The sequence below is a fragment of the Dokdonia sp. LLG6352-1 genome (genome assembly GCF_045055815.1).
GTDB classification, from domain to species: Bacteria; Bacteroidota; Bacteroidia; order Flavobacteriales; family Flavobacteriaceae; genus Dokdonia; species Dokdonia donghaensis.
This window is the reverse complement of sequence record NZ_CP159329.1, coordinates 2239815-2257188: the sequence shown is the minus strand read 5'-3', so window position 1 is coordinate 2257188 and position 17374 is coordinate 2239815. Positions and strand designations below refer to the sequence as shown.

At 38.4% G+C, this 17374-nt stretch carries 13 protein-coding genes; 3 read left to right on the top strand and 10 right to left on the bottom strand.

What is annotated here, in order from left to right:
* Positions 1-36 precede the first annotated feature (36 nt).
* Positions 37-873 carry a hypothetical protein gene (locus ABVM49_RS10110; RefSeq protein ID WP_405201737.1) on the top strand — a complete coding sequence of 279 codons (837 nt, stop codon included), beginning with the start codon at positions 37-39 and terminating at the stop codon, positions 871-873.
* Here ABVM49_RS10110 and ABVM49_RS10105 read toward each other — a convergent pair.
* Positions 870-3782, bottom strand: a complete 2913-nt coding sequence (locus ABVM49_RS10105; RefSeq protein WP_405201735.1) for an FAD-binding and (Fe-S)-binding domain-containing protein — start codon at positions 3780-3782, stop codon at positions 870-872. The genes ABVM49_RS10110 and ABVM49_RS10105 overlap by 4 nt on opposite strands.
* 86 nt (positions 3783-3868) lie before the next feature.
* Here ABVM49_RS10105 and ABVM49_RS10100 point away from each other — a divergent pair, with 86 nt between their 5' ends.
* Positions 3869-4363: a hypothetical protein gene (locus ABVM49_RS10100; protein ID WP_405201734.1), complete on the top strand. Its 495-nt coding sequence runs from the start codon at positions 3869-3871 to the stop codon at positions 4361-4363.
* 7 nt (positions 4364-4370) lie between these two features.
* On the opposite strand, the gene bshA is transcribed toward ABVM49_RS10100, so the two are convergent.
* The 9 genes from bshA to ABVM49_RS10055 form a co-directional block, all read right to left on the bottom strand.
* Entirely contained in the window at positions 4371-5498 is a 1128-nt protein-coding gene (bshA, locus tag ABVM49_RS10095) for an N-acetyl-alpha-D-glucosaminyl L-malate synthase BshA (RefSeq protein ID WP_035324541.1), read from the bottom strand.
* 92 nt (positions 5499-5590) lie between these two features.
* Entirely contained in the window at positions 5591-8512 is a 2922-nt protein-coding gene (locus ABVM49_RS10090) for a glycoside hydrolase family 3 N-terminal domain-containing protein (RefSeq protein WP_405201733.1), read from the bottom strand.
* Between the two features lie 150 nt (positions 8513-8662).
* Entirely contained in the window at positions 8663-9157 is a 495-nt protein-coding gene (locus ABVM49_RS10085) for a hypothetical protein (protein WP_035324540.1), read from the bottom strand.
* A 121-nt stretch (positions 9158-9278) separates the two neighbouring features.
* Positions 9279-10070 carry a (Fe-S)-binding protein gene (locus ABVM49_RS10080; RefSeq protein WP_405201732.1) on the bottom strand — a complete coding sequence of 264 codons (792 nt, stop codon included), beginning with the start codon at positions 10068-10070 and terminating at the stop codon, positions 9279-9281.
* Between the two features lie 32 nt (positions 10071-10102).
* Positions 10103-10537, bottom strand: a complete 435-nt coding sequence (locus ABVM49_RS10075; protein ID WP_021778727.1) for a hypothetical protein — start codon at positions 10535-10537, stop codon at positions 10103-10105.
* Positions 10530-10868, bottom strand: a complete 339-nt coding sequence (locus ABVM49_RS10070; RefSeq protein ID WP_375251905.1) for a hypothetical protein — start codon at positions 10866-10868, stop codon at positions 10530-10532. The genes ABVM49_RS10075 and ABVM49_RS10070 overlap by 8 nt, the downstream gene beginning before the upstream one ends.
* On the bottom strand, positions 10858-12204 hold the full coding sequence (locus tag ABVM49_RS10065) for a 4Fe-4S dicluster domain-containing protein (RefSeq protein ID WP_021778725.1): 1347 nt from the start codon (positions 12202-12204) through the stop codon (positions 10858-10860). Before ABVM49_RS10065 ends, ABVM49_RS10070 begins: the two co-directional genes overlap by 11 nt.
* Before the next feature lie 24 nt (positions 12205-12228).
* On the bottom strand, positions 12229-13173 hold the full coding sequence (locus ABVM49_RS10060) for an MlaD family protein (protein WP_021778724.1): 945 nt from the start codon (positions 13171-13173) through the stop codon (positions 12229-12231).
* Positions 13174-13239: 66 nt separating this feature from the next.
* Entirely contained in the window at positions 13240-14361 is a 1122-nt protein-coding gene (locus ABVM49_RS10055) for an N-acetylmuramoyl-L-alanine amidase (RefSeq protein WP_405201731.1), read from the bottom strand.
* A 181-nt stretch (positions 14362-14542) separates the two neighbouring features.
* On the opposite strand from ABVM49_RS10055, the gene ABVM49_RS10050 reads away from it, so the two are divergent.
* On the top strand, positions 14543-17332 hold the full coding sequence (locus ABVM49_RS10050; RefSeq protein ID WP_405201730.1) for a putative LPS assembly protein LptD: 2790 nt from the start codon (positions 14543-14545) through the stop codon (positions 17330-17332).
* Positions 17333-17374 lie beyond the last annotated feature (42 nt).

The window sequence follows — 17374 nt, the reverse complement described above, 5'->3', positions numbered from 1 at the left end:
GTTTACTATATTTGTTTTAAAGCAAATAAGTACATTATGAAATTTTACACACTACTCGCCTTATCCCTTTTTATAACTTTTATAAGTTGCAGTGACTCAGATGAGGATACTCAGAGCACTACAGATATGGGTGAGAGTGAGGACCAGATGGAAGATGCTCTAGTATATAGCTACTACTCTTTAACCACTGGAGATAACTGGCAGTATGACGTCACCACAGATGATATGGAAACTACACAAGACAATCTTGAGGTAATAGGACTCACCGAAATTAATGGAACAAGCTTTACAGATTTTGAGTCAAATGTAGATAGCGCAGGCTTTATTACAAATCTTATCGCTGCTGGTGGACTTATAGAAAGTGAAGGTACCTTACGTTACTCTGGCGAAGTGACTATACCACTAGATGAGACTAATAATATCTCACTGCTAATACCAGTAATAAAATTATATGATCAATCCATTACGACAGCAGGCACACAAGTAGATCAGATTACACAAACTATTACTCAAGAAATAGAAGGAATCCCTGTTACTATAGATGCACTTGTTACATCTACTAGTGGTAATACAATAGAAAATAGTAGTATAAATGGAGTGACATTTCCGCGTGTTCTGACGGCAACACTTACCATTAATGCTACTATAAGTGCATCTATACTAGGTGTACAAGTAACGCTTCTTGAGTCACAAGATGTTATAGTAACTACAAACACCTATGCTCAAAATATTGGTCTTGTAAATTCTGATCTTGATTTTCAATATGAATTTGAGGACTTAAGCAGCTTTGGTGTAACACTGCCATTTCCTGAGAGTGCTTCTAGTTTTACTAATCAAGTAATTACTACCTATGATGTCGCTGGTGATGATTAAATAAGCGCTTGTCTTAAAACTGTAACAGGATGTAAAGCTACACGTTGTGTACCATCCTTAATTTGGTGTCTACAGCTAGTCCCGTTTGCAACTATAACAGTGTCATTACCTGCCTTACGCACTGCGGGAAATAAGGTTTGCTCACCCACCTTCATACTCACTTCATAATGCTCCTTCTCATACCCGAAGCTGCCCGCCATACCGCAGCAGCCAGATGGTATAATGGTAGGCACATAGTTTACCGGTAAATTAAGTATTGCAAATGTGTGTGATACAGATGAGAGTGCCTTCTGATGGCAATGCCCGTGTATTTTGAGTTTTTTCGCTTTCGCGGAAAACTGCTCTGCGGTAATGACTCCTTTTTTAATTTCATTATGTAAAAACTCTTCTATAAGAAAAGCCTTTGCAGCTATTTGTGTTGCTATCTGAACGTCATCTGCCAGTCGAATATATTCATCTCTAAACGTAAGCAACGCCGAAGGTTCTATACCCACTATGACAGTTTGATCCCCAATATTTTTAAACGCCGCAATGTTCTTATTTGCCAAAACTTTTGCTTCATCTAAAAATCCTTTTGAGATGTAAGAACGACCACTATCGTGGTTTGTAATTACCTGCACGTTGTATCCAAGCTTAATTAAAAGTACAACAGCATCTTGCGCTATTGATCCATCTAGATATTGAGAGAATTCATCTACATAAAGAACAACTTTAGTTTTGGATATAGCTGGAGTACTCAAATTAGTATAGCTAGCTACATTACTCTCTTGAGGATTTAAAAACACCTCAAGTTTAGGCAAACTACGCTTTTTTGCAATACCTAAAGTGGCTTTTGCAATACCACCAGTTACCGCTAGCAATGTATTATAAAACCTAGGAGCTGCAGCTCCTAACTTATTAATCTTTGTGTTATGCGCAAATAATTTGGTACGTAAACTACTCCCATTAGATTTTTGATATTGATACTCAAACTCTGCTTTGAGCGTAGCAACATCTACATTACTTGGACACTCACTTGCACACGCTTTACAACTAAGGCATAAGTCAAAAACATCCTTGAGTTCCTTGTGATTATACTTATTTGCCTTCTCTGAAGTTGTTAAAAACTCACGTAAGGTATTGGCCCTCGCTCTAGTTGTATCCTTCTCATCACGAGTTGCACGGTAACTAGGGCACATAGCCCCACCAGCGCTAGGCATCTTTCTACAGTCGCCACTACCATTACATTTTTCGGCTAGGCGTAGTATACCTTGATTGTCATTAAAATTTAATAGCGTCTCTACCTCTGGTTCTTGACGACCTACTTCATAGCGTAAATTTTGATCCATAGGGAAAGCATCTATTATCTTTCCGGCATTAAAAATATGATGAGGGTCAAAAGCACTTTTAACTGCTTTCATCATCTCATAGTTTTTTTTACCCACCATAAGTGGTATAAACTCTGCACGTACAATACCATCACCGTGCTCACCACTCATTGAGCCATTATATTTTTTAACCAGATGCGCAACATCTGTAGTAATCTGTCTAAAGAGCGATACATCTTCCTTTTTCTTTAAATCAAGTATAGGTCGTAAATGCAACTCTCCAGCGCCCGCGTGTGCATAATACACTGCATCTTGCTCATAACGGTCCATAATAGCTGTAAACTCGTCTATATAAGCCGCAAGATCTTCTAGAGCCACTGCCGTGTCTTCTATACAAGCTACTGCCTTTTTATCTCCTATTATATTTCCTAAGAGACCCAGGCCTGCTTTACGCAACTCCATAGCTTGAGCTATTTCTGGTCCTTCTAGTATTGGGAAGGCATAACCTATTTGCTCTTTTTGTAAATCTGTAATAACAGCACTTGCTTGTGCTCTTGCTCCTTCTAGTGTATGGTCACAAACTTCTAGCATTAATATTGCTGCCGGATCACCATCTACAAAAAATCTATTTTTGAGCTGATCACGATTGTTTTTTGTACAGTCTAAAATCACTTTATCCATCATCTCGCAGGTAAAGAGATTATGACGCATCGCAGGTACAACAGCTTTAAGACAACTAGTTAAATCCTCAAAATGCGCGGCTACAAGTACATTATATGCAGGAGGTAACTCGTCAAGTTGTAAAGTGATTTCTGTAGTAAAAGCAAGCGTGCCCTCACTTCCTGCCAGTAAACTACACATATTAAAATCTTTTCCACTTACGTGAAAAGGGTTCATTTGTGCCAAGTAATCTAAGGCATAGCCCGTATTTCTTCTATGTATCTCAGGTTTTGGAAAATGTGCTGCTACCTCAACTCTTGATTCCTCGTCTTTTAGTGATGTATAAATTGTGTTGTATATACTTCCTTCTAGGGAGTTGTGTGTTAACTTTTCGCGAAAGCGTACTTCATCTAAATTTTCAAAAGTAGCCTCACTCCCATCAGATAATATAGTTTTAAGTTTTATCGTCTTATCTCTGGTCACACCGTACTGAATACTAGTGGTTCCAGAAGAGTTATTACCTACCATACCCCCTATCATACAGCGGTTTGCAGTAGATGTATTAGGTCCAAAAAACAAGCCGTGAGGCTTTAAAAATAAATTAAGCTCATCGCGTATCACTCCGGGCTGAACAACAACCTGTTTCTTTTCTTTATCAAAAGAGATGATGTTTGTAAAGTGTTTTGACACATCTACCACAATCCCATCTCCCACGCACTGTCCCGCTAGGGATGTTCCTGCGGTGCGCGGTATGAGTGTGATGTTATTTTGTAAAGCAAACTCACATAAAACTTTAATATCCTGCCCTGTTTTAGGAAGAGCAACAGCTAGCGGAATTTTACGATATACAGATGCATCTGTCGCATAAATAGTTTTATGAAGGTTATCATAGTGAAGTTCTCCTTCTAGCTGCTGCTGTAGTTTTTGTAATAGTAAGTTCACAAGATTAAAAATAGATAAAATTTTATGCAGTCGTTAACGTTATAGAGGTAGTGTTCTTAATAATTTTACACTTAAAATAAATAACTATGAAATATACAATATATACCCTACTTCTCTTTATAGGACTTAGCGCTACAGCTATAGGGCAAGAGATCTCTCCAAATGCTATAGGATTAAGACTAGGCGATAATAACGGTTTTAGTACAGAAGTAAATTACCAGCGAGCATTAAGTGAGAATAATAGACTAGAGCTAGGCCTCTCGTGGAGAACGGGTAATAACTTTGATGCTATAAAAGGTACAGGTATTTATCAATGGGTATGGAATATAGATGGTGGCTTAAACTGGTATGCCGGAGCAGGTGCATCTGTAGGATCTTTTGATGTAGATGACGATTTTCCTGGATTTGACAATAACGACAGTGAGTTTTTTCTCAACGCGGCTGGTGATATCGGGATTGAATATAGGTTTGACTTCCCACTACTACTCTCTCTAGATTTTAGACCAGAGGTAGCAATACTTAATGACTTTGATGATAGTCTTGAGTTTGATGTAGCACTAGGTATTAGATACCTTTTTTAATAGAAATCTAAGCTTTTACTAAAGCTCTTTCATATAACTCCTCATAAAGCGGTACAATGTTTTGAATATCAAACTTGGCCGCTTCTTTTTTGGCATTAGTTTTAAACTGTTCCAAGGTAGCATCATCCTCAAGTATGCGTATAGCATTTTGAGCCATATCTGCAATGTTACCTACGTTACTTAAATAACCGGTTACACCATCTACATTTACTTCTGGTATACCACCGGCATTACTTGAAATAACTGGTACACGGTTTACCATAGCCTCTAGCGCTGCAAGCCCAAAACTCTCTGCCTCAGATGGCAGTAAGAAAAGATCAGAAAAGCAAAGTATTTTATCTACCTCATTACTATTACCTAAAAATCGTACTTTCTCCTCTATACCTAGTTCTCTCACGCGCTGCTCTGCCGCTTCACGTTCTGGTCCCTCACCTACCATAAGAAGCTTAGAAGGAATCTCAAGTTGTAATCGATAAAACACTTCAATAACATCAGAGATACGCTTTACCTTCCTAAAGTTACTTATGTGAGTTACTATGCGCTCATCTTCATTTGCCATAAGGCTGCGCTGGCAGTCTGTAAAACTATCATCTACAGCGGTATAGTCTATAAAGTTAGGCACTACATCTATTTCTTTTGTGATATCAAATAAGCGTAGTGTATCCTGCTTTAAACTTTCTGATACAGAGGTAACAACATCACTATTATTAATACTAAAACTTACTGCTGGTCTATAAAAAGGGTGACTCCCCACAAGAGTTATATCTGTACCGTGAAGTGTGGTTACCATAGGCACTTCTATTCCCTCTTGCTTGAGCATTTCTTTTGCCATATAACCCGCATATGCGTGTGGTATTGCATAGTGCACGTGTAAGATATCAATGCTCTCTTTTTTTATAATACGTACTAACTTACTAGACAAAGCAAGCTCGTAAGGTTGATAATGAAACAGCGCATAGTCTGGTACATTTACCTCGTGAAAATGAATATTGTCATTAAGCAATGCAAGTCTCACTGGCTGCTTGTAAGTAACAAAGTGTACCTCGTGACCTCTTTTTGACAAAGCGATTCCAAGTTCGGTTGCTACTACACCACTTCCTCCAAAGGTTGGGTAACAGACAATTGCAATTTTCATAGTACGGTTTTTTGGGTTGTTTCTTTTACGCTTTCGCGAAAGCGGACTCATACACTTTATAAGTAGTATAAGTAGCTCATAGCCTTACAAATTTAATCAATTAAAGATTGATAAATCACCTCTTGAATGGTGGTTCTCAATCCTGATTTTATAAGTGCTCTATTCTCCATAGTAGGGAATGTTCTGTTAGATAAGAACACGTAAACTAACTCATTTTCTGGGTCTGCCCAGGTGTATGTCCCTGTAAAACCACTATGTCCAAAACTCGTCATAGGGACACACCCGCAAGTAGGACCTCCACCACTAAGTTGTGGTTTATCAAATCCTACACCTCTGCGCACTTCATTATCACAATAATTACAGGTGTTAAAACGATCCATAGTTTCTTTTGAGAAGTAGCGTTTACCTCCATAATAACCATCTTGAAGATACATTTGCATCAACTTTGCTACATCATTTGAATTTGAAAATAAACCTGCGTGGCCACCCATATTGCTTTGCATCGCTGCTCCCATATCGTGCACGTAACCTTGTACTTTCTGGTTGCGCCAGTAAGTGTCATTTTCTGAGGGTACAATCATTTCTTTCTCAAATTTTCTAAGGGGTCTATATCCAGTGTAGTTTGCACCTATTGAGTTATAAAAATGACTGCTTGTAATCTCTTGAAGATTCTTACCATAGTAATCTTCTAGAAATTTTTTCATCAGGTAGTAAGGCAAGTCGCTATACTTATAAGATAAGCGAGAGCGCAAGTCACTGTCTGCTATTTTCTTTATGATGGTGTCTGTGTATCCGGTGCGCAGGTACATCTTCTCTGCCACTTTAATGTTATAATTAGGCGAGTATGAGGTACTGTAGTAATCATCTAGCGGTTTTTTTGTAACCGAGTCTAGCGTGCTCACGTAAAACGGAATCCACGCCTTGAACCTACCATAATGAGAAAGCGCCTTCTTAAGTGTTATGTTTGCTTTATTACTACCCTTTAGTTCTGGTATAAGCGTTCCTAATTTATCTTCTAGATCGATACTTCCCTCGCTCTCAAGCTCCATTAACAGCGGTAAAGAGGCAAGAATTTTTGTCATAGAGGCGATGTCATACATACTCTCTGGACGTACAGGTTGTTTTTTATTATAGGTGTGATAACCAAAACTTTTATCATATATCACCTTACCCCTGCGCGCTACAAGCACCTGTGCTCCAGGCATCATTGCTCTTTTAATTCCTAGATTAACAAGAGAGTCTATCTTAATATTGAGCGTGTCTGAGTCTACACCTACCTCTTCTGGTATACCGTAAGACATTCTTCTTAAGGTTCCAGACTGTAACCCTGTGCGTATAGGTGTTTCCCCTAGCGATACGGGTAATCTTCCTTTACTGGGGATTGCTCCAAAAATGAGCTGTGCACTTTTTTCTTGTGCGAGTTTACTGTTCTGGTAACTATGTATTATCGCTTCTATATCTTGTGTGTCTTGCAAGTCTAGCATTGCATACGGACGCACAAAAAGGTCTAATACTACCGTTTTTGTTTTGGCTATCTCCTTAATCCAGCGTATGTTTTCTTTTGTAAACTTATAGGACTTCCAAGGGTTTGCATTAGATCTATGATAACCAATAATTACATAGTTAAAATCGGTTAGTTTTTCTTGAGTGGCCTCTAGGGTTTTTGTAGTAATATTTTCAATAGAAGCATACTTGCGTAGTTGCTGTTTAAAAGCCGAACCGTCATCATCACCAAGACCTACATAAGCTATCTTTTTCTGATCAATATTTGTAACTGGGATAACGTTATTATTGTTTTTTGTAACGGTAATTGCATTTTCGATTGCCTCGCTATATACGATATCGTCATATCTAGAATTCAGGTCATTTACTAGATTTTTAGTTGAGACAGGTGTATAATTATGTAGTCCTACTTTGTATTTTGCATATAGTATCTTCTTAACAGAATGGGCTAACCGTTCTTCTGTAATCTCACCTTGTTGTAATGCATTTAAAATTTTGGCGGAAGCCGAAGGAACATTTTCACTTATAAGTAAGATATCATTACCTGCCTTAAAGGCTGCAAGATCAATATCTCCAGGTTCTTTAAAGTTTGCAGCGCCTTTCATATTAAGGGCATCTGTAAATATCAAACCGTGGAAGAGGTAATCTTCCTTGAGCATTTTTGTAACCACCGTAGGTGATATACTTGTGGGTACACCTTCTTCTGGAACAAGTGCTGGTACATTGAGGTGTGCTACCATAATGCTGGCAATACCATTTTCTATAATAGGTTTATAGGGATACATCTCTACACTCTGAAGTCGTTCTTTTGTAAAATTGAGAGTAGGAAGCGTTTTATGACTGTCTTTATCTGTATCTCCGTGACCAGGAAAATGCTTTGCACTGCCTAAGACACCCGCCTCTTGCATTCCTTCCATAAAGGAAATTGCCTTTTCTGTAACATTTATTTTATCTTCTCCAAAAGAGCGGTTACCTATAATAGGATTTGCAGGGTTTATATTTATATCTACTACAGGAGCAAAGTTAATGTGTACACCAAGACGCTTTGAATGCTCGCCTATGCGTCTTCCCACTTTCTTTACAATATTATTATCTTGTATGGCACCTAGTGTCATATTCCAAGGGAAAGCATATGTGCTATCTAGTCGCATTGCAAGTCCCCACTCTGCATCCATACCCACGAGGAGTTTTGTTTTTGACATTGCTTGAAACTCATTATTGAGTTTTGCCTGTCGCATAGGGCCACCTTTAGAGAAAATAAGACCGCCTATGTGCTCTTCTTTAATGAGCTTTTTGATTTTATCTATCTTGACTTGAGGATCACTTGAGAATATGTCCACCATAAATAGTTGACCTATTCGCTCTCTTGGAGTCATTTGTTGATAGACAGAATCAACCCAAGCGCGTTGAGCCACAATATCATTTGCATATAAGGGGTATCGCTCTTGACCGAAAGCAAAGGTGGTAAATAAAAGAAATAATAGTATGGTAAGATTGCGTGTAAACGCCATATAATCTAAGTTTTTAAGTTGTCTTGTAGAAATCAAAAATAACGCCAAGGAGTGCTTTCTAATTACTAATATAAAAATAGGGGGTTTATTGTAACCCTGTTCTTAAAAATTAGAAATCTTAACAACATCTTATGAACTAAGAGAGACTAGCTATTTTCCTTTTTTAAGAAAGCGAGAATGCCAGCTATCTTTTGCAGCAATCTCCCAGTTTACTTTATACTCACCTACAGTAGCTACAAGATTATTAAACACTATAGTGTTCTTACCTACGGCACCGTCTTTAATCATTTTTTTAAAATCAAGAAGTGTTTTATAGTGTATGCGATCATTTTGATAATAGGTCACATTCATTTTATCAAGAAGATCTACACCGAGCTCCTCTTGTAATGATATAATAAATCGCACCTGGCTATCTATAGAGCATCCACTAGCGGCAGCTTCTGTTTGATCAAGTCCTATCGCTATAAAACGATTATATTTTATTTCAAAACCTGCCTTAAGACTTGCTCCGTGCGCTGTCCAGCCAGTTAAAAATGTACTCAAATCTTTCTCTAGTTGAGCTACTTGCTCATCTGTAAATTTTTGATCAGACTGGTATAACCAGATTCTTGATGTGTCTGAAAGTGAATTAAAATCTACAAGCATACTATTCTATTTAAAAGTAAAAAAAGCGGATGTCACATCCGCTTTGAAAATAAATTGATATTAAAGTGCACGTTAAAACGATACCATAACCGCACTCTTATTTCTTGAAATGCCAGGTGCTCTACAATTCTTCTGCAGAGGCAATCATCTCTGCAACATCCATTACCTCGATGCTATCTTCTTTTTCTTTATTCTTAACACCGTCTGTCATCATTGTGTTACAAAAAGGACATCCTGCTGCTATCACGTCTGGCTTCACCTCTAGTGCTTGCTCTGTACGCTCTATGTTTACATCTTTATTACCTGGCTCTGGCTCTTTAAACATTTGTGCTCCACCAGCTCCACAACATAAACCATTAGTTTTACACTTGCGCATTTCTACAAGCTCTACATCAAGTTTGCGTAGTAATTCTCTAGGTGCTTCATAGACTCCATTTGCACGTCCTAAATAACAAGGATCGTGGAAGGTGATACGCTTTCCTTTAAACTTACCTCCCTCTACTGTAAGACGACCGTCATCAAGTAGTGATTTTAAGAACTGTGTATGGTGTACCACTTCATAGTTTCCACCTAGTGATGGATACTCGTTTTTAAGTGTATTAAAACAGTGCGGACAAGCCGTTACTATTTTTTTTACTTCATAACCATTAAGCACTTCAATATTTGTAACTGCTTGCATCTGGAACAAGAATTCATTTCCTGCTCTTTTTGCTGGATCTCCAGTACAACTTTCTTCTGCGCCTAAAACTGCAAAATCTACGTTTGCTTTATTTAATATACGAGCAAATGCTTTTGTAATTTTCTTTGCTCTGTCATCAAAACTCCCTGCACAACCTACCCAAAAGAGTACTTCTGGCTGCTTTCCTTGCGCCAGATATTCGGCCATTGTGGGTACTTTAAGTGTCTCACTCATATGCGTTTATTACTATGTAATCTAATTATAATTTAATCTTCAAAGACCTCTATGGTCACTTTCTTTTCTACTAGGTCTGTAAATTTACCTTTGTAGCGTGTTGCTTTTACTAGGTGATTATCTACCCAGTGATAATTTCCTCCTCTAGGTTTCCCCATCAAAAGGCTATGAAATTTAAACCCGTGACGATTTAACCACTCTGTAGTTACATCTCTGTGCTCTTCTGTTCTTGAAGTAAAGAAACAGATAATGTGACCCTCATCATACCACTTATTAAGTGTTTTTAATGCATCTGGAAAAGGCTCACAAGTACCCATACGCTCTGGCTCCTCATTAGGAACATCTTCGGTAATGGTACCATCTATATCTATAAGATAATTTTTAACCCCTTCTGGAAGTACTGGACTTACGTGCTCTCCATCTTCTAACTTCTCGCTTAATAGCTTGTCTACGTCTTCTTTATTCATTGGTATCGTTTAGGTTTTTAAAATCTTCTTTACTAAATCTTACGTAGAGGGCCAGTCTATGCTCTCCAGGTTTTTTATATCTAGGGTTGTGACGCTCTATCATAGATTGTCGCATTGCCTCATCTCTTAAGACTTGCATCTGGGTCTCTGTACACCAATCACAAAATATCTTTTTGACGGTAATACTATCTACTTGTAACTGCGGCCCTACGAAGAGACGTGTGTACATCTTAAACTGTAAACTATCTATTTTATAATTTTTTGTAGGGGTTTGCGCTTTCGCGAAAGCGAAAAAAAACACTCCAACTATTATAAAAAGTTTACGCCTCATTGATCCAGTTTCCTCTATCTAACTGATTAAACGGCCACGGTGCACCATTATTCTCTATGTTAGTCATTGCATTATTTAAATCTGTAGGTGCTGCACTTTCTTCCATCACCATATAACGTCTCATATCTACAATGATACTCAATGGATCAATACCTATAGGACAAGCCTCAACACAAGCATTACACGTAGTACAAGCCCAAAGCTCCTCTTTTGTGATATAATCATCTAGCAACTGCTTGTTATCTGGTACAAACACGCCATTATTGCTATCTATATTTTTACCAACTTCTTCAAGACGATCACGGGTATCCATCATAATCTTACGAGGGCTTAGTTTTTTTCCTGTTTGGTTTGCAGGGCACTCACTCGTACAACGTCCACACTCTGTACAACTGTAAGAGTTCATAAGCTGTACCCAATTAAGATCTGTCACATCACTTGCTCCAAATTTTCCTACCTCTGCCTCTTCTGCTCCTTCTGGTGGTGCGGCAAATGGGTCTGCATTAGGATCCATCATAAGCATTACTTCATCTGTAACAGCTTGTAGATTATTAAACTCACCTTGTGGTTTAAGTTTTGCATACCAAGTGTTTGGGAATGCAAGTAAGATGTGTAAGTGTTTTGAGTAGTATAGGTAATTTAAGAAAACTAATATTCCTAGGATGTGTATCCACCAGGCAGCACGCTCTACGATAATAAGAGCACTCTCAGACATTCCTTCAAAAAGTGGTGCTATAAAACTACTTATTGGGAAAGAACCCATTATACTACCATCTGCAGATGCATAGTGAGCAGCTCCCATAGTTTGTAATTGTAAGTCGGCAGCGTTCATAGTGAGGAAAAGCCCCATTAATACTACTTCAAAATATAGTATGATATTACCATCAGACTTAGGCCATCCCTTCATCTCTGGTTTTAAGAATCGCTGTATTTTAATCACATTACGACGTAACCAGAAAATGATAACCGCTACAAGTACTAAAAATGCAAGAATCTCAAAGCTACCTATAAGAAAATCATATAACCCTCCTAAGAAGCTAAATACTCTGTGTGTACCAAAAAGACCATCTATAATGATCTCAAGCACTTCTATGTTTATGATGATAAAACCTACGTAAACAACAACGTGTAGAATACCAGATACTGGTCTTTTTACCATCTTGTACTGGCCTAAGGCAATCTTTGCCATATTCTTCCAGCGCTGTGGCTTGTTATCAGAACGATCTACATCTTTTCCCAGATTTATATTACGGGAAAGCTTTTTAATGTTTTTTACAAAGAAACCAACCCCAAGAACTAGGGCTACAAGGAAAATAAAATTTTGAATGTATTGCATAAAATTCGTTAGTTAAGCTCGCGCCTACTGTAACGAATCTTTAGGCGGAGTGTACGCTCCCGGTTTTTTACCAAAAAGCGAAAAATGAACATATCTCTTAGGGTTGAGCTTCATATCCTGAAGTAAGTCCCCCATCTGATTTGCTGTACGATCCAAATTTAAGTAAAGTTGCTCATCATTCAAAAGTTTACCTACGGTTCCTTCTGGAGAATTTAACTTATTAGAGATTTCTTGAAAATCTGCTATAGTCTTTTCTAAATCTGCAACCATTGTCCCCATTTGTATCTGTGACAACGAATCTGATAATGTTGCAAAATTACCACTCATTTTGTCAAGATTTGCTATGGTACGGTCTAATTTTACTTGGTTTTCTGATAATAAAGCATTTACAGACCCAGATATTCCTTTAAGCTCTCTAGAAGCTGTTGTAAAGTTTGCAATCGCGTCTCTTAAGTTTGCTCTTGTATCTCTATCTAGTACAGAATTTACGTTTACTAGAAGAGAATCTGTGTCACCTATTACCTTCTCAACTTGATTTTGTAATGGCGTAAGGCGCTCGTTTACCAGCTCCATAATTCCTTCTCCCATCTCACCTGGCAGTGTATCTCCAGTTTTTGCATTTTGTCCCTTCTCATAGGTAGGAACTATCGCTAGTGACTTACCTCCTATTAAGCCTCCACCGTAGACTCTAGCAAGACTCTGGTTTGAAAACTCAAAATCTTTCTCAACCACAAACTTTACGACAAGCTTACCAGAACTGTCTGCAAAGTCTATAGATAGTACTCTACCTACTGGCAACCCATTAATAGTCACTTGTGATGAAGGTGCAAGACCTTCTACATTATCATACTTTGCGTAGAGAATTTTACTCTTATCTAGTAGATTATTTCCTTTAAGATAATTGTAGCCAAAAATAAGTAACAGCAATGCTGCAATTACTAGTATGGCGGTTTTGATTTCTTTAGACATTAATTGAGATGATGGTTATGTACACAAATGTAGGTGAATTGTTAAAGCTCTCCCTTACAGATAAGACTAATTTAACACTTGCTTAAGCTGTAACTTGTTGTTACTTTTATCAAAAGGTACAATAAAAGCTTCCTTATACCCCTTTGCTTTTGCATCTTGTAAAAATCTTCTAGCCAGCGTATAGTCTGAGGTTGCTTCATAAAAATATTTATAAAGTCTCCCATCTTTAATACGGCTCACATTCTTAAGTCCTTTAAAATTGTAAGATTTAGTCTCAAGCTTGCGCTTACTTGCCGCTAGCTGTACTTTAAAAGTAACATCTTTATAAACCTTAGATTTTTCAACACGTACTGGTTTATTTGCCACAGGCGCATCTGCCGCCACGGTAATACTTTCTGTCGCTTGTATAGCCTTCTTATAATTAGTCACCGCGGTACTTATAGCCTTTGCCATCTTAACTCTACCAGCATTTGAATTTAAAAATCTTCCCTCTTCATTGTTAGTAAGAAAGCCAGTCTCTACAAGCACACTAGGCATTACAGACCTGTGCAGTACCCAGAAAGGTCCTTGCTTTACACCTCTACTGCTTCTTTTTACAGCGCTCGTAAATTCTTTTTCTATAAAACTCGCTAGATTTAAACTCTGGTCAAGATACTCCTCTTGCATAAGCTCAAGGCCTATCATTGTTTCTGGTTTATTAGGGTCAAAACCGGCATAGCGCTCCTCATAATTATCTTCTAGAAGGATTACCGCATTTTCCTTTTTGGCGATGCGCATATTTTTTTCATTCTTATCGATACCCATTACAAACGTCTCTGTACCCTTTGCCTGGCTAGAGTGCGAGTTGCAGTGCACACTTATAAAAAGATCTGCATTTGCCTCGTTTGCAATATCTGCTCTGGTTGCTAGTGGTATAAAGACATCCTTCTTTCTAGTATAGATTACTTCTACGTCTTTTTGCTTTTCAAGTTCGGCACCTACGGCAAGTACAATGTCTAGCGCAATATTTTTTTCATAATACCCATTACCACGGTTTCCGCTGTCGTCACCACCGTGACCGGCATCAAGCACGACCTTAAATTTCTTACTGGTTGAGGATGATTGCGCTTTCGCGAAAGCGCCATTAAGACAACTCCACACGAGTAGCCCAATGGTTAAATAAATCTTAAATGTGTCTTTTTTACGCATCCTTTGTATCAAATCTTACTCTTTTAAGCGTTAGGTATAAAATTAAACTCGTTTACTGATGTAACGTACTGAATACGGGTGTTATTTTCAAAAAATATTTTCTAAGGCAAAAGCCGAAAAAAATATACGTAATTTTGGCACTTTAATTGATTGATATTCGCACAAAAATAGGCTAATCCCATTGCAAACAAAAACTGGACTCCTTCTTATTATCTGCTCACTTTGCTTGCTGCCGCTTCTTACAGTAAATGCTCAGGACGTTCCACCCAAGAATGATGCCAGACGTGTACCGCCTCAAGACACCACGCTTATGCAGAGTGCTACAGAGGGTTTTCAAACTCTTGCTAAACCAGTAGACACTCTAACGACAAAAGACATCACCGTAGAGGAACTACTCTCAACACCTCAAGATTCTATAAAGAAAAAACCAGAAACACTCACAGATAAGGTAACCTATAAGGCTACAGACTACCAGCGTATCTCACAGCGCAAAAAGAAAATATACCTATATAACGAGGCAGAGATTCTTTATGAGGATATGAAAATTAATGCCGGAGAGATTATACTTGATTATGAGTCTAACACGGTTTTTGCAAAAGGTATAAAAGACTCTGCTGGTAATTATTCTCAAATACCAGTCTTTATACAGGGTGTGAATGAAGTACAGCCAGACTCTATAAAATTTAATTTTGACACACAGCGCGCCCTCATCTATGGCTCACGCGTAGAAGGTGCTGGAGGGCAACAAATAAACCTCAAAGCCGAACGTAGTAAACGTGTAAACGACTCTGTGGTGTTTATGAGCAATGTAAAAATCACCACCTCAGAAGATCTAGACAATCCAGAATATTACTTTTATGCAAGGCGTGTAAAGTTTGTACCTGGTAAAAAGCTAGTTGCGGGTCTTACTAATATGTACATCGCAGATGTACCTACACCCATTGGGATTCCTTTTGCATTTTTTCCTATGGAGAAAGAGCGCAGTGTGTCTGGCTTTATTGTGCCTGGTGTGGGTGAGAGTAATGAGCGCGGCTACTCTGTAACAGATGGTGGTTATTACTTTGCGCTAAGCGATTACTTTAACCTTGCACTTACTGGAGACTATTATACAAATGGTAGTTATGCCCTACGTGCAGATAGTGAGTATAAGGTGCGTTACAAATTTAGTGGGCGTTTTAGTTTTAGCTCTGAGCGTATTCTTTTTAGTGAGCGAGGCTTACCAGACTTTTCTGAAACAAATACCTATAACATACGCTGGAACCACTCGCAAGACACAAAGTCTAGTCCTAACAGTAGATTTTCTGCCTCTGTAAACTTAGGTAGTAGTAATTTTTACAGACAGTCGTTAAGCCAGGCCAACACGGGTAACTTTTTAAATAACAACTTTAGTTCTTCAGTCTCTTACTCACGTACCTTCCCGGGTACGGTGCCTGTAAATCTTACGGTAGCAGCAACACACTCCCAAAACTCACAGACAGAGCAAATTACAATGTCGCTACCTACCACACAGCTCAACGTAGATAGAATCTATCCCTTTGCAGGTAAGTCTGGGTCTAAAAAAGGACTTATTAAAAATGTAAACCTAAGCTATGCTCTGCGAGCAGATAACCGTTTTAATACCACAGATGATGAGTTTTTTACCTCAGAGATGTTTGAGAGTGCTCAGACAGGTATAAGGCACAGCATCCCGATCTCTACTAACTTTAAGCTCTTTAATTACATAAGTGCTTCTGTGAGCGGTAATTTTGAAGAGAGCTGGGTTTTTAAGACTATAGATCAGCGTTTTGATCAAGACACAAAAACTGTGGTGCGCGATACTGTAAACGGGTTTGATGCCTACCGCACTTATAGAGGAGGTATAAGCTTAGGTACAACGGTATATGGTACTTTTAACTTTAAAGAAGGTAGTAAAATACAAACCATACGCCACGTAGTAAGGCCTTCTATAGGGTGGTCATATACTCCTGCCTTTAGCCAGTTTTATGACACCTATCAGCGCAATGACCCTAACGACCCATTGAGTGACGTTTTTGATGAAACAGTTGAGTACTCGCGTTTTGATGGAGGTTTTTTTGGAGCACCTAGTAACCAGATATCTAACTCACTTTCTTTTAGTCTAGCAAATACACTTGAGGCTAAGGTGAGAAGCAAAGACAGCACAGCTACAGAACCCCGTAAAATTAATCTTATAAACAACCTTAACATAAGGACCTCTTATAATATTGCGGCAGATAGTCTCAGGCTTTCTCCTATAAATATTAATGGCTCTATACCTATTATACAAGACAAGCTCGATATCAACTTTGGTGGAAATCTAGATATCTATGCCCTTAATAGTTCTAATAGAAGAATAGACAGACTCAACATAAATAATGGTGGTAGTCTTTTTAGACTAACTTCTGGGCAAGCGAGTTTTGGTTACAGTTTTTCAAGTAGAGACTTTGAGAAAGGCGGTAAAAAAGATCCCGGTCGTAATACAGATCGTACAGAAAACTCAACCTTTGCTGGTGGTGGCCGTCCAGATGACTTACTGGGTCAAGGAGTAGATATTACCGGAAATAGAAATGCCGGAAGAGATGAACCAGATGAGGAAGAGGAAGAAAAAGAAGTAGAATTTTACACCTTTAAAGTGCCGTGGAATTTACGTTTTGGCTATCAAGTAGGTTATGCAAACAGTGCCAGACAAGACCAGATAAGCACCCACTCTATTGTAATAAGTGGTGATATAAAGCTAGGTAACCGCTGGACCGTAGGAGGATCTACTGGGTATGACCTTGCAAACCCTGGTATTACTTACACCTCACTTAACTTTGCGAGAGATCTTGAGAGTTGGAATATGCGCTTTAGCTGGGTACCACCCGTAAATAATGACCTGAGTAGAACCTCGTGGAATTTCTTTATTGGGATTACCGGTAACCTGCTTAGTGATATAAAATATGACAAACGTCGTACCCCAGACCAGCAATTATAATAGAGATAGCAGTAATTACGCTTTCGCGAAAGCGTTCTAAAA